Consider the following 24,546-nt stretch of genomic DNA (forward strand, 5'->3'; position numbering starts at 1 on the left):
CGCCCCAGGGGGGAACCCTTCATGCCCGACCAGCCCGTACTGCAACTGGACCAGCTCGTCCGCACCCACGGAAGCGGCGCCACCGAGGTGCACGCCCTGCGCGGGATCAACCTCTCCGTGTACCCCGGCGAACTCGTCGCCGTCATGGGCCCGTCCGGGTCCGGCAAGTCCACGCTGCTGACCCTCGCCGGCGGACTCGACACCCCGAGCCGCGGCCGGGTGATCGTCGAGGGCACCGACATCACCACCGCGAGCCGCAAGCAGCTGGCCGCCCTGCGCCGCCGCAGCATCGGCTACGTCTTCCAGGACTACAACCTCATCCCGGCGCTCACCGCCGCCGAGAACGTCTCCCTGCCGCTCGAACTCGACGGGATCTCCGCCCGCAAGGCCCGCGTCTCCGCGCTCGCGGCCCTGAAGGAGATGAACCTCGGACAGCTCGCCGACCGCTTCCCCGACGAGATGTCCGGCGGCCAGCAGCAGCGCGTGGCCATCGCCCGCGCCCTGGTCGGCGACCGCCGCCTGGTGCTGGCCGACGAACCGACCGGCGCCCTCGACTCCGAGACCGGGGAGTCCGTGCTCGCCCTGCTGCGCTCGCGCTGCGACGCCGGAGCGGCCGGAATCCTGGTCACCCACGAGCCGCGCTTCGCCGCGTGGGCCGACCGCGTGGTGTTCCTGCGCGACGGCAGCGTCGTCGACGAGACCCTGCGCAGCCATGCCGACTCCCTGCTCTCCGGGCAGGCGGCCGCTCAGTGATCTCCGCGTACCACTCCTGGATCGCGGCGATCCGGATAGCCCGCCGCGACGCCTGGCGCTCCAAGGGCCGCAGCGCCCTGGTCCTGGCCATGATCGCCCTGCCGATCGTCGGCGTGAGCGCCGTCGACCTCACCGTGCGCAGCTCGCAGCTCTCCCCCGAACAGCGCGTCAGCCGGGTGCTCGGCGCCGCCGACGCCAAGGTGAGCGACCCCCACATGGGCGTGGCCATCTACCAGTCCCCCGATGCCCAGAGCTACGCCCCGGTCGGCGGATACGACAAGTACCAGCCGAGCGACGGCGGCCGCGACGAGAACGCCACCGCGCCCGTGCTCCCGGCCGGGTCCCAGTCCGTCAAGGACAGCCTTTCCTACGCCAAGGTCCGCACCCGGTACGGGATCCTGGACACCGAACTGCGCGAGGTGGATCCGGCGAGCCCGCTGGTCAAGGGCCTGTGGACGCTGGAGCGCGGCCGGCTGCCGCAGGCGGCCGGCGAGATCCTCGCCACCGGCGCCTTCCTGGAGGAGTCCGGGTACTTCCTCGGCTCCAGCGTGACCCCGCGCGAGTCGAAGACCTCGTACAAGATCGTCGGTGTCTACGAGCTGCCCGACGCCCTGAAATCGGCGCAGCTCCTCGCCCCGCCCGGCACCCTGCTGGCCCCGCTCGACCGGGACCTGAAGGCCGCCGGCGGCAACGGGGTGAACTCCCAGGACAACTACCTGGTGAAGGTCGGCGGCGAAGGTTTCACGTGGAACATGGTCAAGGAGACCAACGCCAAGCAGCACCTGATGGTCGAATCCCGCGCCGTGCTGCTGAACCCGCCGGCCGACTCCGAGGTGCCGCTCTACACGGAGCAGCCCCGGGACGCGTGGCGGCCCGGGGCCATGATCGGCCCCACCGAACTCGCGATCGTCTCCACCGTCGTGGGCCTCGCCATGCTGGAGATCTGCCTGCTGGCCGGACCCGCCTTCGCGGTCGGCGCCCGGCGCTCGCGCCGCCAGCTCGGCCTGGTCGGCGCCAACGGCGGTGACCGGCGGCACATCCGGGCCATCGTGCTCTCCGGCGGCCTCGTCATCGGCGCCGCGGCGGCCGTCATCGGCACCGCCCTGGGCATCGTCCTCACCCTGGCGCTGAGCCCGGTGCTGGAGGGGACGATCGGCAAGCGGTTCGGCAACTTCGACGTCCGCCCGCTGGAACTCCTCGCCATCGGCGGACTCGCCGTCCTGACCGGCCTGCTGGCCGCGATCGTCCCGGCCGTCAACGCCTCCCGGCAGACCGTGCTGGCCTCCCTCACCGGCCGCCGCGGGGTGCGCCGGGCCAACCGGGTGCTGCCCGTCCTCGGCCTGCTCGCCATCGCGGGCGGCGCCGCCATCGCCCTGTTCGGCTCCGTGTCCAAGATGGGCGCCACCGTCGTCGCGGGCGGCAGCGCCATCGCCGAGCTCGGCGTCGTCGCCCTCACGCCCACCCTGGTCGGCCTGTTCGGCCGGGCCGGCCGCTGGCTGCCGCTGTCGCCCCGCCTCGCGCTGCGCGACGCCGTCCGCAACCGCGGGCGTACCGCGCCGGCCGTGGCCGCCGTCCTGGCCGCCGTCGCCGGCACCGTCGCCGTGGCCACGTACCAGCACAGCAAGGAGATCCAGGCCCGGCACGAGTACGTCGCCAGCCTGCCCTTCGGCGCCGGGCTGATCGAGACGAACGAGTTCACCGCGTACCGGGACGTGCCCGCGATGCGCGAGATCCTGAGCAAGGAACTCCCGGTGGCCGTACGGGCCGACGTGGAGCGTGCCGTCGTCGGCAAGCCGGGCTGCACCCCGTGGGGCGACAGCCCGGACTGCGGGCGGGCCGAGATCATCATCCCGAAGGCGCAGCGCTGCCCGCTCTACGGGGCCGTGAACGGCCCGAGTTCCTTCACGCTGGCCCAGCAGAAGGAGCTGCGCAACGACTGGCGGTGCCAGTACAGCCGCTTCGGCGTCCAGAACTCCCTCGTCGTCGCCGACGAGAAGCTGCTGTCCGTCCTGGCCGTCGACGACCCGGGTGCGGCGGCCGCGCTGAAGGCGGGCAAGGCCGTCTCCTTCAAGAAGCAGAACGTGCTCGCGGACAAGGTCACCGTCCGGCTGATCATGGGCCGGGGCGAGCCCGCCCCCGGTTCCGCGCCCGATGAGCCGGGAGCCGGCCAGGACAAGGTCTTCGCCGCGTACCAGGTGCCCGAATCGGTGACGGGCTACGGCGTGGAGCTGGTGCTGCCGGCCGCTGCCGCGAAGAGCGCCGGGATCGCCTCCGTCCCCTTCGGCTCCTACTTCACCCTCGACGGGGGCGCGAGCTCCGAGCAGCGCCAGCGGCTCGAAGGGGCCCTCGACAAGCTGGGCATGGACACGAGCCTGAAGATCGAGAAGGGCTACGAGGGCGACGACAGCCTCGTCATGCTCGTCCTGACCGTCTTCGCGGGCCTGGTCACCATCGGCGCCGCCGGCATCGCCACGGGCCTGGCCCAGGCGGACGCCGAGGGCGACCTGAAGACCCTGGCCGCGGTCGGCGCACCGCCGCGGGTGCGGCGCACCCTCAGCGGGTTCCAGTGCGGGGTGGTCGCCCTGATGGGCGTGGTGCTCGGCTCGGCCGCCGGGATCCTGCCCGCGGTCGGGCTCCGGCTCACCGAACGGCGGGCCGCCGCCGATCTGGTCCGCAACGGCATCGAGAACGGCTACTCGGCCGCCTCCGAGGCCATCCCGTACATCCCGATCTCGGTGCCCTGGAGCACGCTGGGCGGCCTGCTGATCGTCGTCCCCGTGGGCGCGGCGCTGCTGGCGGCCCTGGTCACCCGTTCGAGCGGAGCACTGGCCCGCCGCGAGGTGTGACGGTCCGCCGATTCCGGTGCCTTTGGTGCCCCCGCACAGGGTGGATCACGCCCGTGCGGGGGCACACCGTGTGAATACGAAGGTGTGCGAGAGAATGACGGCATGGAGATGCCGAGGAGTGAACGGTCGCAGGACAGCCCCCCGCACGGCCTGATCGTGGGGCAGGACGGGATGCCGGTCGGCGGCGCCGATGACGAGTCGCGCGAGGTCCCGGTGACGGAGATGGTCGAACAGCCCGCCAAGGTCATGCGGATCGGCAGCATGATCAAGCAACTCCTGGAAGAGGTACGCGCCGCACCTCTGGACGAGGCCAGCCGGGTCCGTCTCAAGGACATTCACGCAGCGTCGGTGAAGGAGCTGGAAGACGGTCTGGCTCCCGAGCTGGTGGAGGAGCTGGAGCGGCTCTCCCTTCCCTTCACGGAGGAGGCGATCCCTTCCGAAGCGGAACTGCGGATCGCCCAGGCCCAGTTGGTGGGCTGGCTGGAAGGCCTGTTCCACGGCATCCAGACGGCCCTGTTCGCGCAGCAGATGGCGGCGCGGGCCCAGCTGGAACAGATGCGCCGGGCCCTCCCGCCCGGCTCCTCCCACGAGGACGACGAGGACGGCCCCCACGGCGCCATCCGCTCCGGCCCGTACCTCTAACCCCCCGCCCCACCACCCCTCCGGGGCCGCCCCAGGGCGGCCCCGGAGGCATGTCGGGCCCCCTCACTGCTTGAGCAAATCCAGCCCCGCCGACGTCTGCGGACCGGGGTCGGGGAAATCCAGCCCCGCCGGCGCATGCGGACCGGCGTCGGGAAAAACCAGCTCCGCCGGCGTTTGAGGCGCGGGGTCCGGGGCGGAGCCCCGGGGGGTCCGGGCGCAGCCCGGTACCCCTCCCCAGCCCGTCCGGCGCTTGAGGACCGGGTCAGGGCGGAGCCCTGGGAACGGTGGAAGGGCGGGTAGGGGACGGCCCCGCGCAGCGGCCCCCACGGCCACCCCGGGCCGCCGGGTAAGAACCCGGTAAGCGCCGAAGCCCATCCGCCCCCAACCCCCCGCATACTCGGGGAATGACCTACGACGCCATCGTCCTGGCAGGCGGCGCCGCAAGCCGACTCGGCGGAGCCGACAAGCCCGGCCTGATCGTCGGCGGCCGCCCCCTCCTGGACCGCGTCCTGGCCGCCTGCGCGGACGCACACCGCACGGTGGTCGTCGCCGCCCGCAGGCCAACGCCCCGCCCCGTGCACTGGGCCCGGGAGGACCCCCCCGGCGGCGGCCCCCTCGCCGCGCTGGACGCCGGGCTGCGGCACACCACCGCCCCGCTGGTCCTCGTACTCTCCGCCGACCTGCCGTTCCTGGACCGGGACACGGTCGACGCCCTCCTGCGGACCCTCGACGCGCCCGGGCACCGCACCCGCGACGGAGCCCTGCTCCGCGACCCGGCCGGCCGCGACCAGCCACTGGTCGCCGCCTACCGCGCGGAGCCCCTGCGCAGGGAAATCGCCCTGCTGGCCACCGAACACGGTTCGGTGAACGGCCTCCCCCTGCGCGCCCTCACCGCCGAACTCGACCTCACCCCGGTCACCGCGGCTGCGCCACTCGCCTCGTTCGACTGCGACACCTGGGACGATCTCGCCTCCGCCCGCGCCCGAATCAGAGAGCATGGAACCGTGCTGGAGCAATGGATCATCGCCGCCAAGAACGAGCTGGGCATCGACGTGGCCGTCGACACCAAGACCCTGCTCGACCTCGCCCGTGACGCCGCGCACGGCGTCGCCCGGCCCGCCGCCCCGCTGACGACCTTCCTCGTCGGCTATGCGGCGGCCCGGGCCGAAGCCGCCGGCGCCGATCCGGCGCAGGCCGTGGCCGAGGCCTCCCGCAAGGCCGCCGAGCTGGCCCTGCGCTGGGCCGCCGAAGGCGAGGCGGCCGGCTCCGAAGCAACGGGCTCCGCCCCCACCGGCCCGGCCCCCGCCGGCCCCGAAGCGACCGGCCCCGAAGCGACCGGCTCCGGATGACCGCGAACCCCGGCACCGACGCCGACCGCGATCTCGACCAGGCCCTCGCGCTGGTCAGCCGCGACCCCCGCGCCGACGCCGCCACCGCCACCGGCGGCGGGCACCGCGCAGCGACCTGGCTCCGGGCCCGGGAGGCCGCCACCCGCGCCGGTTCGGCCGTCCGCGGCCGTACCCACCGGGTTCCCCTGGCCGCCGCCCTCGGCGAGGTGCTGGCCGCGTCCCTCGACGCCCTGGGCGACCTGCCCTCCTTCGACACCTCCGCGATGGACGGCTGGGCCGTCGCCGGGCCCGGCCCCTGGACCGTCCGCCCCGGCGACGGCGCACTGGCCGGGAGCGAGCGCCCCGCGCCCCTCGCGGACGGCGAGGCCGTACGGATCGCCACCGGCGCGCGGATCCCCGCGGACACCACCGCCGTGATCCGCAGCGAGCACTCCCGCGAGGCCGGCACCCTGCTGTACGCCGAGCGTCCCGTCGCCACCGGCCAGGACATCCGCCCGCGCGGCCAGGAGTGCCGTTCCGGCGAGCTCCTGCTGCCTGCGGGCTCGCTGGTCACCCCGGCCGTCCTCGGCCTCGCCGCGGCCGCCGGGTACGACGAGCTCACCACCCGCCCCCGGCCCCGTGTGGAGATCCTGGTCCTGGGCGACGAGCTGCTCACCGAGGGCCCCCCGCACGACGGGCTCATCCGCGACGCCCTGAGCCCCATGCTGGGACCCTGGCTGACCCGGCTCGGCGCCGAGGTCGTCGACGTCCGGCGGCTCGGCGACGACCCGGCGGGCGCCGCGGCCCTGCTGGAGGCCGTCACCGGCTCCACCGCCGACGTGGTCATCACCACCGGCGGCACCGCTTCCGGCCCCGTCGACCACGTCCGCCCCGTGCTCGCCAAGGCCGGCGCCGAACTGCTCGTCGACGGGGTGGCCGTGCGTCCCGGGCATCCGATGCTGCTGGCCCGCACCGGCGGCCGGGGCCCCGGCCAGGACCCGGTCCGCCACCTGGTGGGGCTGCCCGGCAACCCGCTGGCCGCCGTCTCCGGGCTGCTGACCCTCGCCGACCCGCTGCTGCGCGCCCTCGCCGGGCGGCGCCCGCGCCCCCGGTACGTGGTGCCCGTGGAGGGCGACGTACCGGGTCATCCGCACGACACGCGGCTCGTACCGGTCCTGCTGACCGAGGACCACGCCGTACCGCTGCGCTACAACGGACCGGCGATGCTGCGCGGGGTGGCCGCCGCCGACGCGCTGGCCGTCGTACCCCCGAACGGGGCGCGGTCCGGGCAGGAGCTGGAGATCCTGGATCTCCCGTGGGCCTCGGGGGGATGTTTCACGTGAAACTTCACGGATCCGATGCGATGGCGCGCGGCGCCGACGAGAAACTCGTCTCGCGCCGCATCAAGCTGCCCAAGCGCATCGTCGAGAAGCCGCTCCGGCAGGTCTCCCGGCGCCTGTTGATGGCGCTGTTCGTGATGTCCCTGACGGTCCTGATCGTGTGGATCGACCGCGAGGGCTACCACGACAACGCCAACGACAAGGTCGACTTCCTCGACTGCGTCTACTACGCGACCGTCACCCTGTCGACGACCGGCTACGGCGACATCGTCCCGTACAGCGACAGCGCGCGGCTGGTCAACGTCCTGCTGATCACCCCGTTGCGCGTGCTGTTCCTGATCATCCTGGTCGGCACCACCCTGGAAGTCCTCACCGAACGCACCAGGGAAGAGTGGCGGCTCAGCCGCTGGAGGAAGAACTTGCGTGACCACACGGTCGTCGTCGGCTTCGGCACGAAGGGCCGCTCCGCCCTGCAGACCCTGCTGGCCACCGGCGTCAGCAAGGAGCAGGTCGTCATCGTCGACCCCAGCGCCAAGGTGATCGACATCGCCAACGCGGAGGGGTTCACGGGGGTCGTCGGCGATGCCACCCGCACCGAAGTCCTGCTGCGCGCCGAGATCCAGAAGGCCCGTCAGATCGTCATCGCCACCCAGCGCGACGACACGGCGGTACTGGTCACCCTGACGGCCCGCCAGCTCAACCGCGGCGCGAAGATCGTGGCGGCCGTCCGGGAAGAGGAGAACGCGCCGCTGCTGAAGCAGTCGGGCGCGGACGCGGTCATCACGAGCGCGAGCGCGGCGGGCCGGCTGCTCGGCCTCTCGGTGCTCAGCCCGAGCGCGGGCACCGTGATGGAGGACCTCATCCAGCAGGGCAGCGGGCTCGACCTGATCGAGCGCCCGGTGAACCGCTCGGAGGTCGGCAAATCGGTCCGGGACACCGATGACCTGGTGGTCAGCGTCCTGCGCGGCCACCGGCTGATCCCGTACGACGATCCGCACGCGAGCCCCCTCCAGCTGACGGACCGGGTCATCTCGATCGTCCGCGCGGCCCCGTCGGCCACGCCGCCGGTGGTCCTGGGTTCGGCGGACTGACCCGAGCGGCCCGGGGGCGATAGCCTCCGGCCATGCATGCGATCACCATCGAACAGCCCGGCGGTCCCGATGCCCTGGTGTGGGCCGACGCACCCGACCCGGTGGCCGGAGACGGCGAGGTCCTCGTCGAGGTGGCGGCGAGCGCCGTGAACCGCGCCGACGTCCTGCAGCGGCAGGGGTTCTACAACCCGCCGCCCGGCGCCTCTCCCCATCCCGGCCTGGAGTGCTCCGGGCGGATCTCCGCGATCGGAGCCGGGGTGTCCGGCTGGTCCGTGGGCGACGAGGTGTGCGCGCTGCTCTCCGGCGGCGGTTACGCGCAGCGGGTGGCCGTCCCGGCGGGCCAGCTCCTTCCGGTCCCGGCCGGCGTGGACCTGGTGACGGCGGCGGCCCTGCCCGAGGTCGTCTCCACCGTCTGGTCGAACGTCTTCATGGTGGCCGGTCTCCGCCCGGGCGAGACCCTGCTGGTGCACGGCGGGTCGAGCGGCATCGGGACGATGGCGATCCAGCTCGCGAAGGCCGTGGGCGCGCGGGTCGCGGTCACCGCGGGCGGCAAGGAGAAGCTGGCGCGCTGCGCCGAACTGGGCACCGACATCCTGATCGACTACCGCGAGCAGGACTTCGTGGAAGAGGTCCGGGCGGCCACGGACGGCGCCGGGGCGGACGTGATCCTGGACATCATGGGCGCGAAGTACCTGACCCGGAACGTGGACGCGCTGGCCGTGAACGGCCGCCTCGCGATCATCGGCCTCCAGGGCGGGGTCAAGGCGGAACTCAACCTGGCCGCCCTGCTGGCGAAGCGCGCGGCGATCACCGCGACCACGCTCCGCGCCCGCCCCCTGGAAGAAAAGGCCGCGATCGTCGCAGCCGTACGCGAACACGTCTGGCCCCTGATCGAGTCGGGCCGCGTCCACCCGGTGGTGCACCGCACCTTCCCGATGCAGGACGCCGCGGAAGCCCACCGAGTCCTGGAATCCAGCACCCACGTGGGCAAACTCCTCCTGACCACCTGAGCCACCCGGGGTCGCCGCTGCGCGGGGCAGAGTCCCCTACCCGCCCTTCGCCCGTTCCCCGGGCTCCGCCCGGACCCCTTCTGGGGCTCCGCCCCAGACCCCGCTCCTCAAACGCCGGAGGGGCTGGATTGTGCCGCTACGCGGCACACCAGCCCGCCCCGCGCACATCCAGCCGGACGCCGGCCAAACTCAGCCCCTCCGGCGTTTGAGGAGCGGGGGTCCGGGGGCTGGCCCCCGGGAACGGGTCCGGGCGAAGCCCGGGGAACGGTGGAAGGGCGGGTAGGGGACAGCCCCGCAGGGCCCACCCACCCCCCGCGGAGCTACAGGCTGCGCAGCAGGACCGAGGGCGACTCGACGCAGTCGGCGACGTAGCGCAGGAAGCCGCCCGCGGTCCCGCCATCGCACACCCGGTGGTCGAAGGTCAGGGACAGCTGCACGACCTGCCGCACCGCCAGCTCCCCCCGATGCACCCACGGCTTCGCAATGATCCGCCCCACACCGAGCATCGCCGCCTCGGGGTGATTGATGATCGGCGTGGACCCGTCGACCCCGAACACCCCGTAGTTGTTCAGGGTGAAGGTGCCACCGGTGAGATCGGCCGGGGCCAGCTTCCCCGCCCGGGCCAGCTCGGTGAGCCGGGCGAACTCCGCCGACAGCGACTCCGCGCTGCGCGTCTGCGCGTCCCGGACCACCGGGACCATCAGCCCCCGCTCCGTCTGCGCGGCGAAGCCCAGGTGCACGGCCGGAAGCCGGACGATCTCGTTCGCCGCGAGGTCCACCGTGGAGTTGAGCTCCGGGTGGCGGGCCAGCGCCGCGGTGCAGATCCGGGCGAGCAGCGCGAGCACGGAGATCTTGGGGCCGCCTGCGGCGTTCATCGCCGCCCGGGCCGCCATCAGTTCGGTGGCGTCCGCGTCGACCCAGCAGGTGGCGTCCGGTATCTCGCGCCGGCTGCGCGACAGCTTGTCCGCGACCGCCCCGCGCACCCCCTTGAGGGGGATCCGGGTGGCGCCCTCCGGCGTGGTGGGGCCGCCGGCGGGGGCCGCCGCCGTCGGCTCCGGAGCCGGGGCGCGCAGCGCCGTCTCGACGTCGGCGCGCAGGATCAGGCCCTCGGGCCCCGATCCGCGCAGGGCGCGCAGGTCCACCCCGTTGTCCCGGGCCAGCTTGCGCACCAGCGGCGAGATGACGGGCACCGGCCCGGCGACGACGGCCGGTGCGGCGGCCGCCGGTGCCGCGACGGCCGCGACGGCGGTCACGGCCGGAGCCGGACCCGCGGGGGCGGCCCCCGGCGCGGCGGAGCCGGGTCGCACCCGCCTCCGACGCGCCGGACGTGAGTGGTCCGAGCCGTATCCGATCAGGGGCCTGGGTGCGTTCGCCGCGTCCGCGGCCCCTGCGGGGGCGAGTTCATCGGACGGTGCGCATTTCGCACCCACCGCCACCGTGATCAGCGGGGCGCCAACGGGCAGTTCCGTCCCCTCCTCGCCGAAGCGGGCGGTGACCACGCCGCCGTACGGGCAGGGGACCTCCACCATCGCCTTGGCCGTCTCGACCTCGACGACGGGCTGGTCGATGGCGACGACGTCGCCGACGGCCACCAGCCAGCGGACGATCTCGGCCTCGGTCAGCCCTTCGCCCAGGTCCGGCAGCTTGAACTCCATGACCTGCGGCATCAGTTCTCCCACTGCAGACGGGCCACGGTGTCCAGGATCCGGTCCACGCCGGGCAGGTGGTGCTTCTCCAGCATCGGCGGCGGATAGGGGATGTCGAAGCCGGTGACGCGCAGCACGGGCGCCTCCAGGTGGTGGAAGCACCGCTCCGTGACCCGGGCGGCGATCTCCGCGCCCGGTCCGCCGAAGCCGCCGGACTCGTGGACCACCACCGCGCGGCCGGTGCGGCGTACGGAGGCCACGACGGTCTCCTCGTCGAAGGGGACCAGCGAGCGCAGGTCCACGACCTCCAGCTCCCAGCCCTCCTCGCGGGCGGCCTCGGCCGCCTCCAGGCACACCGGCAGCGAGGGCCCGTAGGTGATCAGCGTCGCGCTCGTGCCGGTCCGCCGGACGAGTGCCTCGCCGATCCCGGGGACCGCCGCGGGCGCCTCGGGCGACCAGTCGGCCTTGGACCAGTACAGCCGCTTCGGCTCCAGGAAGATCACCGGGTCGTCGCTGGCTATCGAGGCGCGCAGCAGTCCGTACGCGTCCTCGACGGTCGCCGGGGTCACCACGGTGAGCCCGGGCGTGGCCACGTAGTACGCCTCGGAGGAGTCGCAGTGGTGCTCCACTCCGCCGATCCCGCCGCCGTACGGCACCCGGATGGTGATCGGCAGCGGCATCGCGCCCCGTGTGCGGTTGCGCATCTTGGCCACGTGCGAGATGAGCTGTTCGAAGGCCGGGTACGCGAACGCGTCGAACTGCATCTCCACGACCGGCCGCAGCCCGTACATGGCCATGCCGACGGCCGCGCCGAGTATGCCGGCCTCGGCGAGCGGGGTGTCCGTACAGCGGTCCTCGCCGAATTCCTTCGCGAGGCCGTCCGTGATGCGGAAGACCCCGCCGAGCGCCCCGACGTCCTCGCCCATGACGTGGACGGTCGGGTCCTCGGCCATCGCGTCGCGCATCGCCCGGTTCAGGGCCTGGGCCATGGTCGCCGGCTTGGTCGTCATCGGCTTCACCGCCACCGTGGTCATGATCCGTCCCCCTCTTCCTGCTCGGCCGCGTCCAGCTCGGCACGGAGCATGGCGGCCTGCTCGCGCAGCCGGCCGGTCTGCTGCGCGTAGACGTGCTCGAAGAGGTCCATCGGGTCGAGCACGGGCTCCGCGTTCATCCCGTCGCGCAGCGCCGCCGCCATCTCCTCCGCCGCGTCCTTGGCTGCCTGGATGCCCGCCCCGTCCAACAGGCCGCGCGCGGTCAGCTCGCGCTCCAGCAGCTCGACCGGGTCGTGCGCCTTCCAGGCCTCGACCTCGGCGTCGCCCCGGTAGCGGGTGGCGTCGTCGGCGTTGGTGTGGGCTTCTATGCGGTACGTGACGGCCTCGATCATGGTCGGTCCGCCGCCGGACCGGGCCCGCCGGACCGCCTCGGACAGCACCTCGTGCATGGCGGCGATGTCGTTGCCGTCGACGAGCCGGCCGGGCATCCCGTACCCCACGGCCTTGTGGGCCAGGGTCGGGGCGGCGGTCTGCTTGGCGAGCGGGACGGAGATCGCGAAGCCGTTGTTCTGGACGAGGAAGACGACCGGCGCCTGCCAGACGGCGGCGAAGTTCATGGCCTCGTGGAAGTCGCCCTCGCTGGTGCCGCCGTCGCCGACCATGGCGAGGGCCACCACGTCGTCGCCGCGCAGCCGGGCGGCGTGCGCCAGGCCGACGGCGTGCGGCAGCTGGGTGGCCAGCGGCGTCGAGAGGGGGGCTATCCGGTGCTCGCGCGGGTCGTACCCGGTGTGCCAGTCGCCGCGTAGCAGCGTCAGCGCCTGTACGGGATCCAGCCCGCGCGCCACGGCCGCGAGGGTGTCGCGGTAGCTCGGGAAGAGCCAGTCCTGCTCCTCCAGGACCATGGCTGCGGCAATCTCGCACGCTTCCTGGCCGACGGTGGAGGGATATACGGCCAGACGGCCCTGCCGGGTGAGGGCGGTGGCCTGGGCGTTGTAGCGGCGGCCGCGCACCAGCTCGGCGTAGCACCGGCGCATCAGCTCGGGGTCGAGGCTGTCGGCGGCCGGGGTGCCCAGCACCCGGTACGGCTCGGGGTCCGGGAGCAGCGGGGCGGCATCCGTACGGGGCCTCCAGGCGGGCGGCGGGGTGGAGCGGTGGGACGCACCGGCACCGGGCAGCTCTTGGACCGTCATGGCGGCGTACACCTCCTCGTGGGAAGCGGGCAGGGAGGCCTCGGGTGTGAGGCGCCTCACCTACCGATTGTTCGGTTGTCCGGGCAATTTGGCTACAGGCGGCGCCAGGCTGTGGACAAAGTGGCGTCGACGCCCTGGTATGGGTGCAGGACGTCCAGGAGAGGCAGGCATCGGGCGATGACGGATGAACAAATGGCCGGAGCGGGTTCCGGGGCGGCCTCCACGGCGGGGGGCGCACCGGGGGGCGCGCCCGTACCGCCGGCAGCCCCCGGGCCGCCGGCGGCGCCGCCCCGCCCCCTCGACCCGATCGACCGGTCGATCGTGCGCCTGCTCCAGGCGGACGGCCGCGCCTCGATACGCTCCGTCGCCGAGCAGGTCCACGTGTCCCGGGCCAATGCCTACGCCCGGATCAACCGGCTCATCGACGACGGGGTGATCCGGGGCTTCACCGCCCGCGTCAACCACGAACGGGCGGGCCAGGGCGCCTCCGCCTACATCACCCTGAAGATCGTCCAGAACTCCTGGCGCACGGTCCGCGAACAGCTCCGCGAGCTCCCCGGTGCCGCCCACATCGCCCTGGTCAGCGGCGATTTCGACGTCCTCCTCCTGGTCCACACCCCGGACAACCGCACCCTGCGCGAACTCGTCCTGACCCGCCTCCAGTCCATCCCGGAGGTCCTGTCCACGCGCACCCTGCTGGTCTTCGAAGAAACGGATCTCCTGGCCCGCGACCCGGCCTCCGGCCCCACGATCACGGAGGACTGACGTGCGGCCTGCGGTCAGCGCTGGGTGCGCAGGCCGTCCAGGGCCATGCTGACCACCGCGTCGGCGAGCTGGTCGGGGGTGGTGCCCGGGTGCGGGCGGTACCACTCGACCAGGGAGTTGACCATGCCGAAGAGCAGCCGGGTGGCGAGCCGGATGTCCACGTCCGCCCGCAGGTCGCCCTCGGCGGCGGCGGCCTTCAGCAGCTCCGCGACCTGGTGGTCGAACTCGCGGCGGCGCTCCAGGGCCCAGCGCTCGGTGCGGGTGTTGCCCCGGACCCGCAGCAGCAGGGTCACGTAGGGCAGCTCCGCGACGAGCACCTCGACCGTGCGGCGCGTGACGTACTCGACGCGCTCGACCGCGCGGCCGCGTATCGCCCCCGGCTCCGCCAGGACCGCGAAGAGCTCGTCCAGGGCCCGGCTGACGGCGCGGTGGAGCAGCTCCTCCTTGCCGGCGACGTGGTGGTAGATCGAGGACTTCGAGATGCCGGCCGCCTTGGAGAGGTGCTCCATCGAGGTGCCGTCGTAGCCGCGCTCGTTGAAGACCTGGACGGCGACGGACAGGAGCGTCTCGGGCGTGTACGTGTCCCGCTTGGCCGTGGTCATTCCGCGTCCCCCTCGTCCCCTGCGTCGTCGGCGTCCCCGGCGTCGTCCGCCTCGTCGGCGGCCCGTGAGTCCTCGGCATCCGCCGCGTAGCCCAGCTTGTACAGCGCCAGCGAGGGCGCGTACCGGCCGCCGGGACAGCGCTCGTCGAGGTGGTGCAGCAGGTCGTACGCCCAGTCGCGGCCGAGCCGCTCGTGCCATGCGGCCGGGCCCGCCGGGTAGTTGACCCCGAGCCGCATCGCCGTGTCGATGTCCTCGGCGCCCGCGACCCCGCGCGCGACGGCGTCGGCCGTGAGGTCGATCAGCATCGCGACCGTCCGGGCGACGATCATGCCCGGGACGTCGCCGATGACGGAGACCTTCTTGCCGAGCTTCTGGAACAGCCCGACGGCCTCGGCGAGCGTGCGCTCGCTCGTGTCCTCGCTGACGGAGAGCGCGATCCGGGTCGCGTCGCGGTAGTCGAAGGCGAGGTCGAAGTAGACGACGTCGGCGAACTCGATCGCCGTCTTGCCGTCGGCGAGCACGAGCTGGCCCTCGCCGGGGAGCTGGATGTACGGGCCCCCGTGCTCGACGGCCGTGACCTCGGTCCCGGCCTCCTCCAGGAGGTCGAGGAGGGCGGCCGCCGGTCCGAGGTCGCCGACGACGGTCACCTTCGCGGGCGCCTCCTCGGGGCCCGCGGTGTGCGGAGCCGGAACCTTCGCGTCCGGGCCGTACGGGTACCAGCCGTGGCCCGACTTCCGGCCGAGACGGCCCGACTGGACCAGTCGCCGCTGCGCGAGGGACGGGGTGAACTTGGGGCTGCGGAAGAAGGACTCCCACACCGAGCGGGTGACGGCCTCGTTGACGTCCTGGCCGATCAGGTCGGTCAGCGCGAAGGGGCCCATCTTGAAGCCGCCGCTCTCGCGGAGCACGGCGTCGATGGTCGCCGGGTCGGCGCCCTGCTCCTCGTACACCGCGAAGGCCTCGGCATAGAAGGGCCGGGCGATCCGGTTGACGATGAAGCCCGGGGTGTCGGCGCAGCGCACCGGCGTCTTGCCCCAGCCCTGGGCGGTGGCGTACGCGCGGTCCGCGGCGGCCGGGTCCGTCGCGAAGCCGGAGACCACCTCGACCAGCGGGAGCAGCGGGGCCGGGTTGAAGAAGTGCAGGCCCAGGAAGCGGCCGGGGTGCGCGAGGCCGGCGGCGAGCTCGGTGACCGAGAGGGAGGAGGTGTTGGTGGCCAGCAGGGCCTCCGGCGAAACCACCTCTTCGAGGGCCGCGAACAGTGCCCGCTTGACGGTGACGTCCTCGACGACCGCCTCCACCACGAGGGCGGCGTCCGCCAGCTCCGCCAGCTCGCCCGCCGATGCGATCCGGACGATCGCCTCCTCGGCCGCGGCGCGGTCCAGCCGGCCCTTGGCGGCCATCCGCTCGACCCGGTCCTGGACGAATCCGACCGCGTCGGCGGCGAGCGGGGCGTTGATGTCGTAGATCAGCACGCGGTGACCTGCGAGGAGGGCGACTTGGGCGATGCCCTGCCCCATTGTGCCGGCGCCGACGACCGCCACTGTGCGGGACCGCTCGATTGCTGTCATGCCCAGATCCTCCCGCACCGACTTGTCCACAGGTCTGCCGGGCCCTCTTGTCCCGACCGATCGTTCGGTTACTCTAACTCCAGTCTGCTCTTGTTCATCCCTTCTTGCCTGCCCCGATCGCCTGATCCCGCCCGGCTCAAAGAGGAGTTGGTCCCTGATGGCCGCCGAGCTCACCGTCCCCCAGCTGTCCGCCAAGCACCGGCCCACCCTGGACCAGGCACTGGCCACCATCCGCAGCCGCGCCTACTGGTCCCCGCACCCCGAGCACCCCAAGGCCTACGGGGAGACCGCGCCGGCCGACGGCCTCGCCGCCTTCGAGGCGCTGCGCGGCACCCGGCTCGACCTCGGGCAGCCCGGGACCGACGGCTGGACGGGCGCGGAGACCTCCCCGTACGGCGTGGAGCTCGGCGTCGAGTACCCGCACGTGGACCCCGAGGTGCTGCTGCCCGCGATGCGGGCCGGCATGGGCGCCTGGCGGGACGCCGGGCCCGAGACGCGCGCCCTGGTCTGCATCGAGATCCTGGCCCGGATCTCGGCGCGGACCCACGAGTTCGCGCACGCCGTCATGCACACCAGCGGCCAGGCCTTCATGATGGCGTTCCAGGCGGGCGGCCCGCACGCACAGGACCGCGGCCTGGAGGCGGTGGCCTACGCCTACGAGGAGCAGACCCGCGTCCCGGGCCACGCCGACTGGTCGAAGCCGCAGGGCAAGAAGGACCCCCTGGAGCTGGGCAAGACCTTCACGGCCGTCCCGCGCGGCATCTCCCTGATGATCGGCTGCAACACCTTCCCCACCTGGAACGGCTACCCGGGCATCTTCGCCTCCCTCGCCACGGGCAACCCGGTGCTGGTCAAGCCGCACCCGCGCGCCGTCCTGCCGCTGGCGCTGACCGTGCAGGTGGCCCGCGAGGTCCTGGCCGACGCCGGCTTCGACCCGAACCTGGTCGCGCTGGCCGTGGAGCGCCCCGGCGAGGGCATCGCCAAGGAGCTCGCCGTCCGCCCTGAGATCAAGGTCATCGACTACACCGGGTCCACCGAGTTCGGCGAGTGGCTGGAGGCCAACGCCCGCCAGGCGCAGGTCTACACGGAGAAGGCCGGCGTCAACACCGTCGTCCTGGACTCCACCGACGACTACAAGGGCATGCTGTCCAACCTGGCCTTCTCCCTCTCCCTCTACAGCGGCCAGATGTGCACCACCCCGCAGAACCTGCTGATCCCGCGCGACGGCATCGCGACGGACGCCGGGCACAAGTCCTACGACGAGGTCGTCTCGGACCTCGCGGGCGCGGTCGGCGGCCTGCTCGGCGACGACGCCCGGGCCAACGCCCTGCTGGGCGCACTGGTCAACCCGGACGTGAAGGCCCGCCTGGAGGCCGCGGCCGGGCTCGGCGAGGTCGCGCTCGCCTCGCGCGAGGTGGCGCACCCCGACTTCCCGGGCGCGGTCGTGCGCACGCCGGTCATGGTCAAGCTGGACTCGGCCAAGCCGGACGACTCCGCCCCCTACCTCTCGGAGTGCTTCGGCCCGGTCTCCTTCGCGGTGGCGGTCGACTCCACACAGAGCGCCCTCGACCTGCTGCGGCGCACGGTCCGCGAGAAGGGCGCCATGACGGTCGGCGCCTACACCACCTCCGCGGACACCGAGCGGGCCATCGAGGAGGTCTGCCTGGAGGAGTCGGCGCAGCTCTCGCTCAACCTGACGGGCGGGGTCTATGTGAACCAGACCGCGGCCTTCTCCGACTTCCACGGTTCCGGCGGCAACCCGGCGGCCAACTCCGCGCTGTGCGACGGGGCGTTCGTGTCGAACCGCTTCCGCGTGGTGGAGGTCCGCCGCCAGGCCTGAGCCCCCGGGCCTCAGGCCTTGGGCCCACCCCAGTGGAAGAGGGTCATGGCCACGCTGGTGGCCAGGTTGTAGCTGGAGACCTGCGGCCGCATCGGCAGGGACACCAGGTGATCGGCGCGGGCGCGCAGCTCGGGCGAGATGCCGTGGCGTTCGGAGCCGAAGGCGAGCAGGGCCTCGTCCGGGAGGGTGAGGGCGCGGATGTCCTCGCCCTCCGGGTCGAGGGCGTACAGCGGGCCGGCCGGCAGCTCGTCGAGCTCCACCCGGTCCACGGTCGTGGCGTAGTGCAGCCCCGCGCCCGCCCGGACCACATTCGGGTGCCAGGGGTCCAGATCCCCCCGGGTGAGCACGCCGGTGGCACCGAAGCCGGCGGCGAGCCGGACGACCGCGCCGACGTTGCCCAGGTTGCGGGGGTTGTCGAGGAGCACGATCGGGGCCGTCCTGGGCCGCGCGTCGAGCTGCGCCCGCCCCTCGGCCCGGCCGGGCCGGACCGCGAGGGCCGCCACCCCGGTGGGGTGCACCCGCGCCAGCAGTGCCTTGAGCGGGGCCTGCCTGACCAGCCGGGCCACGTCCGCCTCCACGTCCGAGGCCAGCTCGCGAGCAAGGCCCCGTACGGCCTGGGGCTCGTCGGCGACCACGATCCGCACATCGGCCCCGAACCGCAGCGCGTGCTTCAGCGCGTGAAACCCGTCGAGCAACACCAGCTCCTCCCGCCCGACAGCCTCCCGCCACTGCCGCTCGGTCTCCTCGACGTCCCCGCACCGCTGCTCACTCATACGTCCGACCCTACGGGCCGCCCACCTTCCAGCACTCCGGCACCTTCCCGCCCGCCCGGCACCTCCCAGCCCGCCCGGCACCTCCCAGCCCCTCCGGCACCTCCCAGCCCGTCCGGCACCTCCCAGCCCGTCCGGCGTTTGAGGACCGGGGTCTGGGGCGGAGCCCCAGGGGGGTCCGGGGCGCAGCCCCGGGGAACGGGCGAAGGGCGGGTAGGGGACAAGCCCCCGCAGGGCCCCGGCCTCAGCGCGGGACGGGGCTGGGGAGCGCCGGCTCCGGATCGCCGTACGGCGCGGGCCCCGGCCCCGGCTCCCGGTCCGGAACGGACCCCCGCGCGGCGACCCGCACCCCGATCCACACCAGGAACCCGGTCGGCAGGAACACCGCATCGGCGGCGATCATCGCCAAGGAGAAGAAGGGCAGCCCCAGCAGCACCGCGATCCCCGCGTGCTCCAGCATCATCAGCACCAGCAGCACGTTCTTGATCCGCCGGTTGAACAGGGTGAACGGAAAGGCCACCTGGACCGCGACCGTGCCGTAGGACAGCAGCATGACCAGCGTGCCGCTGCTCCCGAGGAAGGCGGAGACCCCGGGCCACGGGGTGAAGTAGTCCAGGTTCAGCGGGTAGTACAGCGCCGTGCCGTCCTGCCACCGCGAGCCCTGGATCTTGTACCACCCGGCCGTGGCGTAGATCAGGCAGACCTCCGCCATGATCACGAGCATGCCGGCGTTGTGCAGCAGGTTGGCCAGCACGTCGAGGACGGCCCGCCCCTCTCCCTCCGGCTCGTAGCGGTCGACCATCCACCACAGCGCGGCGAGCACCCACAGGGCCGTGAAGACCACCAGCCAGCCCGTGCTGAACCCCCCGGTGACGGCCCCGTACACGAGCACCGCACCGAGCCCGCCCCACACGATCGGCCCCGCCCGCCCGGCCGAGGCCGCGCCGAGGCGCCGCTCCCGGCGGGCGTCGAGCGACCACACCTGCGCGCACCGGGTCAGCACGAGGTAGATCGCCATCAGGTGGATGACGTTGTCCCCGCCGTCGCCCATGAAGACGCTGCGGTTCTGCAGGGACAGCACGCCGACCATGAACACCACGGAGCTCGCCCGGGTGCGCCAGCCCAGCATCAGCAGGACGGACGACAGCACGGCCACGGCGTAGACGATCTCGAACCAGAGCGCCGAGTCCGACCACATCAGCAGCGTGAAGGCACGGTTCGAGTCGATCAGCCGCCGGGCCAGGTCCCAGCTCCACGGCCCGTCCGGCCCGTACAGCTCGTGGCGGTGGGGGAACTCCCGCAGCAGGAAGAACAGCCAGGTCCCGGCGAAGCCGATGCGGACCACGGCGCTCTGGTACGGACCCAGCGCCTGCCCGCTGACCCGGGCGAGGGCCCGGGCGGCGGAGGCCCTGAGGCCCCCCGTACGGGTCCCCGTCACACCGTCCACCACGGCAGCTCCCGGTAGTACGTCTGGGTGTCGGCCTTCTCGTCGGACCACGGGGGTGCGGCGACCTCCGTGGTCGCCCCGCGCAGCTGGATCCGTACGATCCGGCCCGCTGCCGGCTGCTCCGGCCCGGCCTGCTGCTCCGGCCGGGCCTGCTGCTCCGGCCCGCCCAGCCGGTCCAGGGCGATCCGGCGCAGGTACTGCTCGGCGAGTTCACCGCGGTCGCCGGTGGACTTGTTGTCCTCGTCGTGGGAGGTGGTGAAGAAGTCCCAGGCCCGGCGGAGCTCGTTCTGCTCGGTGTGGCTGGGCAGCAGGCTGTGGCGGATGGCCGCGCCGTCCTCGGCGGACAGCCCGCGCCAGGTGCCCGTCACCAGCCGGCCGTCGTCCGTGCGCACCTCCGCGCGCACCTCCACGGCGATGTTCTGCTGGAGCGGGTTGGGGGCGAAGAGCTTCCAGTTCTGTTCGAACTCGGGGTAGATCCACCAGTCGATCACGCCTGCATGCCGCTTGCTGACCGTGTTGGACGGGGCCACGTGCAGGAAGACGAGGGCCAGGTGCCCGCAGGCGGCCACCGCCACCGCTCCGAGGGCGAGGGCCGTGACGACCCGGTACGGGGTGGACAGGCCGGCGATTCCGGGTGCCCTGGGCGGGGGTGGAGCCTCCCCTGCGAGGGGCACCCGCTCGTTCGAATCCATCCCGCCCCGATCGTCCGGTGTCCACAGGGTTGACCACAGAGGTTGACACCCTACGGGCCCTCGTCCCACCATTGAAGAGGATGAACCGAACGATCGGTCGGTCGGGCGGGACGAGGCGGGAAAAGACCTCTGACAGGGGGCCGTGATGGTGGCAGTGACCCCGGCAGCGACATCGGGGACGGGGGGACGGGACACCGTGCAGGACGCGGGGATCGGCGTGACCGCCGACCTCGGCGCGCAGCTCGCGGCGGCCTTCGACGCGGCCGTGGCGGCCGACGAGCGGGTGGAGCCCCGCGACTGGATGCCCGACGAGTACCGCGCCTCCCTGGTCCGCCAGATGGCCCAGCACGCCCACTCCGAGATCATCGGCATGCAGCCCGAGGCGAACTGGATCACCCGCGCCCCCTCCCTGCGCCGCAAGGCGATCCTGATGGCGAAGGTCCAGGACGAGGCCGGCCACGGTCTGTACCTGTACAGCGCCGCCGAGACCCTGGGCACCAGCCGCGACGAGCTCCTCGACAAGCTGCACGCCGGGAAGCAGAAGTACTCCTCGATCTTCAACTACCCCACGCTGACCTGGGCCGACGTCGGTGCGATCGGCTGGCTCGTGGACGGAGCGGCGATCACCAACCAGGTCCCGATCTGCCGCTGCTCCTACGGGCCGTACGCGCGGGCCATGGTCCGGATCTGCAAGGAGGAGTCCTTCCACCAGCGCCAGGGGTACGAGCTGCTCCTCGCCCTCTCCCGGGGCACCGAGGCCCAGCACGCGATGGCGCAGGACGCCGTGAACCGCTGGTGGTGGCCCTCGCTGATGATGTTCGGCCCCCCGGACGCCGAGTCGGGGCACTCGGCGCAGTCGATGGCCTGGCGGATCAAGCGCCACACCAATGACGATCTGCGCCAGCGCTTCGTGGACATCGCCGTCCCGCAGGCCGAGTCGCTGGGGCTGACCCTGCCCGACCCGGACCTGAAGTGGAACGAGGAGCGCGGGCACCACGACTTCGGAGCCATCGACTGGGCGGAGTTCTGGGAGGTCCTCAAGGGCAACGGCCCGTGCAACGAGGAACGGATCGGACAGCGCCGCGCGGCGCACGAGGAAGGCGCCTGGGTGCGCGACGCGGCCGCGGCGTATGCGGAGAAGCAGGCGGCGGCCACGGCCGCCGCGGCGACCATCGGAAGCGAGGCTCGGGTATGACGCGGAACTGGCCCCTGTGGGAGGTGTTCGTCCGCTCGCGGCGCGGCCTCTCGCACACGCACGCGGGCAGCCTGCACGCCCCCGACGCGGAGATGGCCCTGCGCAACGCCCGCGATCTCTACACCCGGCGCGGCGAGGGCATCTCCATCTGGGTGGTGCCCTCCACGGAGATCACCGCCTCCTCCCCGGACGAGCGGGACCCGTTCTTCGCCCCGTCCGCCGACAAGCCCTACCGGCACCCCACCTTCTACGAGATCCCCGAGGGGGTGCAGCACCTGTGACGAGCACCGAGACGAGCACCGGGACGGACACGAGGAGCACCGCGGCGGCGCTGGCCCTCGGCGACGACGCGCTGATCCTTTCGCACCGCCTCGCCGAATGGGCGGGCCACGCGCCCGTCCTGGAGGAGGAGGTCGCCCTCGCCAACATCGCCCTCGACCTCCTCGGCCAGGCCCGCGTCCTGCTGTCGGGCGCCGGCGACGAGGACGAACTCGCCTTCCTGCGCGAGGAGCGGTCCTTCCGCAACCTCCAGCTGGTCGAGCAGCCGAACGGCGACTTTGCCCACACCATCGCCCGCCAGCTCTACTTCTCGCTCTACCAGCACGAGCTCTACGGGGAACTCGCCCTCGGCGAGGGCCCGTTCGCGCCCCTCGCCGCCAAGGCGGTCAAGGAGACCGCCTACCACCGCGACCACGCCGAGCAGTGGACGCTGCGGCTCGGCGACGGCACCGAGGAGAGCCGCCGCCGGATGCGCGCCGGCCTGGACGGGCTGTGGAAGTACACCGGCGAGATGTTCCGGCCGGTCGAGGGGCTCGAAGAGATCGACTGGCCCGTGCTGGAAGGGCGTTGGCTGGCCGCGCTGGGCAGTGTGCTGGAGCGGGCCGGGCTGGAGCTGCCCCAGGGGCCGCGGCACGGGGCCTGGGCCGCCGGAGCCGGCCGGCAGGGGCTGCACACCGAGTCCTTCGGCCGGCTGCTCGCGGAGATGCAGCACCTGCACCGCAGCCACCCGGGGGCATCGTGGTGACCGGCACCGGCACTGGCACCGGCACCGCCGCCGCCGATGCAGGCGCCGGTATCGAGCAGACCCGGCTGGAGGTGGAGCTGGCCGCGCTGGCGGGCTCCGTCCCCGACCCCGAACTGCCCGTGCTCACCCTGGCCGAGCTCGGCGTGATGCGCGGGGTGCGGATGCACGAGGACGGCCACGTGGAGGTCACCCTGACTCCCACCTACACCGGCTGCCCGGCCATCGAGGCCATGTCCGCCGACATCGAACGGGTCCTGACCGACCACGGCATACCGGAGGTCCGGGTGCGGACGGTGCTGGCCCCCGCCTGGTCCACGGACGACATCAGCGCCGAAGGCCGCCGCAAACTGGCGGAGTTCGGCATCGCCCCGCCGCGGCCGCACGCCGCCGGCGGACCGGTTCCGCTCACCCTGTCCGTCCGCTGCCCGAACTGCGGATCGACCGACACCGAGCTGCTCAGCCGGTTCTCCTCCACCGCATGCAAGGCGCTGCGCCGCTGCACCGCCTGCCGCGAACCGTTCGACCACTTCAAGGAGCTGTAGATGGCCGTGTCACCGCCGTCGCCCACGCCGGTGGCGCCCGTCGGCCCCGGGCCCGCCGGCTCCGCGCCGGTGCGCCCCGCGCGCCACGGCGCGTTCCACACCTTGACGGTGACGGCGGTCGACCGGCTCACCGAGGACTCCGTGGCCCTGACCCTGGCCGTCCCGCCGGAGCTGCGCGCCGAGTACCGGCACGCCCCCGGCCAGCACCTCACCCTGCGCCGCGGCAGCCCGGCCGCGGCCGGGACCGCCGAGGTGCGGCGCACCTACTCGATCTGCTCCCCCGCCCCGGCCGCGGACGGACCCGGCCCCGCGGCGCTGCGGGTCGGGGTGCGGCTGGTGGAGGGCGGGGAGTTCTCCTCCTTCGCCCACAAGGAGATCGCCGCCGGGGACCTCCTGGACGTGATGGTCCCGGCCGGCCGCTTCGTCCTGGACCCCGCGGCGGCACCGCCCGCCGCGCACTACGCCGCGATCGTCGGCGGCAGCGGCATCACCCCGGTGCTGTCGATCGCCGCCACCCTCCTCGCCGCCCGGCCCGACGCCCGGTTCTGCCTGGTGCGCAGCGACCGCAGCGCGGCCTCGACGATGTTCCTGGAGGAGGTCGCCGACCTCAAGGACCGCTATCCCGACCGGTTCCAGCTCGTCACCGTGCTGTCCCGGGAGGAGCAGGAGGCCGGGCTGCCCTCGGGGCGGCTCGGCGAGGAGCGGCTGACGGAGCTGCTGCCCGCCCTGCTGCCGGTCGCCGAGGTGACCGGCTGGTTCCTGTGCGGGCCGTACGGCCTGGTGACGGGAGCGGAGCGGGCGCTGGGCGCGCTCGGCGTCCTGCGGACCCGGGTCCACGAGGAGGTCTTCCACGTCGAGGACGCCTCCTCGCGCCCCGCACGCACCGCTTCGGCGGAGACCACCAGCGGCCGGGTCACGGCGCGGCTCGACGGCCGCTCCGGCACCTGGCCGGTGCGCGACGGCGAATCCCTGCTGGACGCGGTGCTCCGGGCCCGCGCGGACGCCCCGTACGCCTGCAAGGGCGGGGTGTGCGGAACCTGCCGGGCGTTCGTCGTCTCGGGCGAGGTGCGGATGGACCGCAATTTCGCGCTGGAGGAGCGGGAGACGGAGGCCGGGTTCGTGCTGGCCTGCCAGTCGCACCCGGTGTCGGAGGACGTGGAGATCGACTTCGACCGCTGAGCGGCCCCTCGTCGCCTCCCGCTGCCGTCCCCCTGTCAAATTTCCAGAACGTGTTCTATCTTGACGCACCGTCAGGCAGAGCAC

General features: G+C 73.3%; 22 protein-coding genes. 14 read left to right on the forward strand and 8 right to left on the reverse strand.

Annotated features, from left to right (window positions below):
* The first annotated feature begins 21 nt into the window (after window positions 1-21).
* The 7 genes from ACIA8F_RS00365 to ACIA8F_RS00395 all read left to right on the forward strand — a co-directional run bounded on the left by ACIA8F_RS00365 (window position 22) and on the right by ACIA8F_RS00395 (window position 9,010).
* Window positions 22-753 carry an ABC transporter ATP-binding protein gene (locus tag ACIA8F_RS00365; RefSeq protein WP_399375932.1) on the forward strand — a complete coding sequence of 244 codons (732 nt, stop codon included), beginning with the start codon at window positions 22-24 and terminating at the stop codon, window positions 751-753.
* A complete protein-coding gene (locus ACIA8F_RS00370) occupies window positions 750-3,599 on the forward strand; it encodes an FtsX-like permease family protein (RefSeq protein WP_399375933.1) in 2,850 nt (949 codons plus the stop codon). The genes ACIA8F_RS00365 and ACIA8F_RS00370 overlap by 4 nt, the downstream gene beginning before the upstream one ends.
* 102 nt (window positions 3,600-3,701) lie before the next feature.
* A complete protein-coding gene (locus ACIA8F_RS00375; RefSeq protein ID WP_243330999.1) occupies window positions 3,702-4,241 on the forward strand; it encodes a bacterial proteasome activator family protein in 540 nt (179 codons plus the stop codon).
* Window positions 4,242-4,645: 404 nt separating this feature from the next.
* Window positions 4,646-5,590 carry an NTP transferase domain-containing protein gene (locus tag ACIA8F_RS00380; protein ID WP_399375934.1) on the forward strand — a complete coding sequence of 315 codons (945 nt, stop codon included), beginning with the start codon at window positions 4,646-4,648 and terminating at the stop codon, window positions 5,588-5,590.
* Window positions 5,587-6,912, forward strand: coding sequence for a molybdopterin molybdotransferase MoeA (locus tag ACIA8F_RS00385; RefSeq protein ID WP_399375935.1), 1,326 nt, complete (start codon window positions 5,587-5,589; stop codon window positions 6,910-6,912). Before ACIA8F_RS00380 ends, ACIA8F_RS00385 begins: the two co-directional genes overlap by 4 nt.
* A complete protein-coding gene (locus tag ACIA8F_RS00390; RefSeq protein ID WP_399375936.1) occupies window positions 6,900-8,000 on the forward strand; it encodes a potassium channel family protein in 1,101 nt (366 codons plus the stop codon). The genes ACIA8F_RS00385 and ACIA8F_RS00390 overlap by 13 nt, the downstream gene beginning before the upstream one ends.
* Window positions 8,001-8,032: 32 nt before the next feature.
* The gene (locus ACIA8F_RS00395) at window positions 8,033-9,010 is read left to right on the forward strand and encodes an NAD(P)H-quinone oxidoreductase (protein ID WP_399375937.1); all 978 of its coding nucleotides are present in this window, start codon (window positions 8,033-8,035) and stop codon (window positions 9,008-9,010) included.
* Window positions 9,011-9,330: 320 nt separating this feature from the next.
* Here the strand turns inward: ACIA8F_RS00395 and ACIA8F_RS00400 are convergent, their stop codons facing one another.
* The 3 genes from ACIA8F_RS00400 to pdhA are packed head-to-tail and all read right to left on the reverse strand — an operon-like array spanning window position 9,331 to window position 12,838.
* Window positions 9,331-10,677: a dihydrolipoamide acetyltransferase family protein gene (locus ACIA8F_RS00400; protein WP_399375938.1), complete on the reverse strand. Its 1,347-nt coding sequence runs from the start codon at window positions 10,675-10,677 to the stop codon at window positions 9,331-9,333.
* Complete coding sequence (locus ACIA8F_RS00405) at window positions 10,677-11,690, reverse strand: alpha-ketoacid dehydrogenase subunit beta (RefSeq protein ID WP_399375939.1); 1,014 nt, start codon at window positions 11,688-11,690, stop codon at window positions 10,677-10,679. The genes ACIA8F_RS00400 and ACIA8F_RS00405 overlap by 1 nt, the downstream gene beginning before the upstream one ends.
* Window positions 11,687-12,838, reverse strand: a complete 1,152-nt coding sequence (gene pdhA / locus ACIA8F_RS00410; protein WP_399376243.1) for a pyruvate dehydrogenase (acetyl-transferring) E1 component subunit alpha — start codon at window positions 12,836-12,838, stop codon at window positions 11,687-11,689. Before pdhA ends, ACIA8F_RS00405 begins: the two co-directional genes overlap by 4 nt.
* Window positions 12,839-13,015: 177 nt before the next feature.
* Between pdhA and ACIA8F_RS00415 the strand changes: the two genes are divergently transcribed.
* Entirely contained in the window at window positions 13,016-13,603 is a 588-nt protein-coding gene (locus ACIA8F_RS00415) for an Lrp/AsnC family transcriptional regulator (protein ID WP_399375940.1), read from the forward strand.
* Between the two features lie 14 nt (window positions 13,604-13,617).
* Here ACIA8F_RS00415 and ACIA8F_RS00420 read toward each other — a convergent pair whose 3' ends face one another.
* Together ACIA8F_RS00420 and ACIA8F_RS00425 are read right to left on the reverse strand one after the other, a co-directional pair.
* Window positions 13,618-14,205 carry a TetR/AcrR family transcriptional regulator gene (locus ACIA8F_RS00420; protein ID WP_274548577.1) on the reverse strand — a complete coding sequence of 196 codons (588 nt, stop codon included), beginning with the start codon at window positions 14,203-14,205 and terminating at the stop codon, window positions 13,618-13,620.
* Window positions 14,202-15,773: a 3-hydroxyacyl-CoA dehydrogenase gene (locus tag ACIA8F_RS00425; protein ID WP_399375941.1), complete on the reverse strand. Its 1,572-nt coding sequence runs from the start codon at window positions 15,771-15,773 to the stop codon at window positions 14,202-14,204. The genes ACIA8F_RS00420 and ACIA8F_RS00425 overlap by 4 nt, the downstream gene beginning before the upstream one ends.
* 157 nt (window positions 15,774-15,930) lie before the next feature.
* Between ACIA8F_RS00425 and paaN the strand changes: the two genes are divergently transcribed.
* Window positions 15,931-17,613, forward strand: a complete 1,683-nt coding sequence (gene paaN / locus ACIA8F_RS00430; protein WP_399375942.1) for a phenylacetic acid degradation protein PaaN — start codon at window positions 15,931-15,933, stop codon at window positions 17,611-17,613.
* Window positions 17,614-17,624: 11 nt separating this feature from the next.
* Here the strand turns inward: paaN and ACIA8F_RS00435 are convergent, their stop codons facing one another.
* The 3 genes from ACIA8F_RS00435 to ACIA8F_RS00445 all read right to left on the reverse strand — a co-directional run bounded on the left by ACIA8F_RS00435 (window position 17,625) and on the right by ACIA8F_RS00445 (window position 20,522).
* Entirely contained in the window at window positions 17,625-18,386 is a 762-nt protein-coding gene (locus ACIA8F_RS00435; protein WP_399375943.1) for a TrmH family RNA methyltransferase, read from the reverse strand.
* Between the two features lie 241 nt (window positions 18,387-18,627).
* Window positions 18,628-19,830 (reverse strand): HTTM domain-containing protein, encoded by a 1,203-nt coding sequence (locus ACIA8F_RS00440; RefSeq protein WP_399375944.1) that lies wholly within the window; start codon window positions 19,828-19,830, stop codon window positions 18,628-18,630.
* On the reverse strand, window positions 19,818-20,522 hold the full coding sequence (locus tag ACIA8F_RS00445) for a DUF5819 family protein (RefSeq protein WP_399375945.1): 705 nt from the start codon (window positions 20,520-20,522) through the stop codon (window positions 19,818-19,820). The genes ACIA8F_RS00440 and ACIA8F_RS00445 overlap by 13 nt, the downstream gene beginning before the upstream one ends.
* 145 nt (window positions 20,523-20,667) lie before the next feature.
* On the opposite strand from ACIA8F_RS00445, the gene paaA reads away from it, so the two are divergent.
* Genes paaA through ACIA8F_RS00470 form a run of 5 tightly spaced genes read left to right on the forward strand, consistent with a single transcriptional unit; the run spans window position 20,668 to window position 24,462 of the window.
* On the forward strand, window positions 20,668-21,717 hold the full coding sequence (gene paaA, locus ACIA8F_RS00450; RefSeq protein WP_399375946.1) for a 1,2-phenylacetyl-CoA epoxidase subunit PaaA: 1,050 nt from the start codon (window positions 20,668-20,670) through the stop codon (window positions 21,715-21,717).
* Complete coding sequence (gene paaB / locus ACIA8F_RS00455) at window positions 21,714-21,998, forward strand: 1,2-phenylacetyl-CoA epoxidase subunit PaaB (RefSeq protein WP_254382163.1); 285 nt, start codon at window positions 21,714-21,716, stop codon at window positions 21,996-21,998. Before paaA ends, paaB begins: the two co-directional genes overlap by 4 nt.
* On the forward strand, window positions 21,995-22,741 hold the full coding sequence (gene paaC, locus ACIA8F_RS00460; protein ID WP_399375947.1) for a 1,2-phenylacetyl-CoA epoxidase subunit PaaC: 747 nt from the start codon (window positions 21,995-21,997) through the stop codon (window positions 22,739-22,741). The genes paaB and paaC overlap by 4 nt, the downstream gene beginning before the upstream one ends.
* 50 nt (window positions 22,742-22,791) lie before the next feature.
* Complete coding sequence (gene paaD, locus ACIA8F_RS00465; protein ID WP_399376244.1) at window positions 22,792-23,283, forward strand: 1,2-phenylacetyl-CoA epoxidase subunit PaaD; 492 nt, start codon at window positions 22,792-22,794, stop codon at window positions 23,281-23,283.
* Window positions 23,284-24,462: a 2Fe-2S iron-sulfur cluster-binding protein gene (locus ACIA8F_RS00470; protein ID WP_399375948.1), complete on the forward strand. Its 1,179-nt coding sequence runs from the start codon at window positions 23,284-23,286 to the stop codon at window positions 24,460-24,462.
* Window positions 24,463-24,546: the final 84 nt, after the last annotated feature.

This window comes from Streptomyces sp. NPDC051563 (assembly GCF_044454225.1).
In the GTDB taxonomy this organism is placed as follows: Bacteria; Actinomycetota; Actinomycetes; order Streptomycetales; family Streptomycetaceae; genus Streptomyces.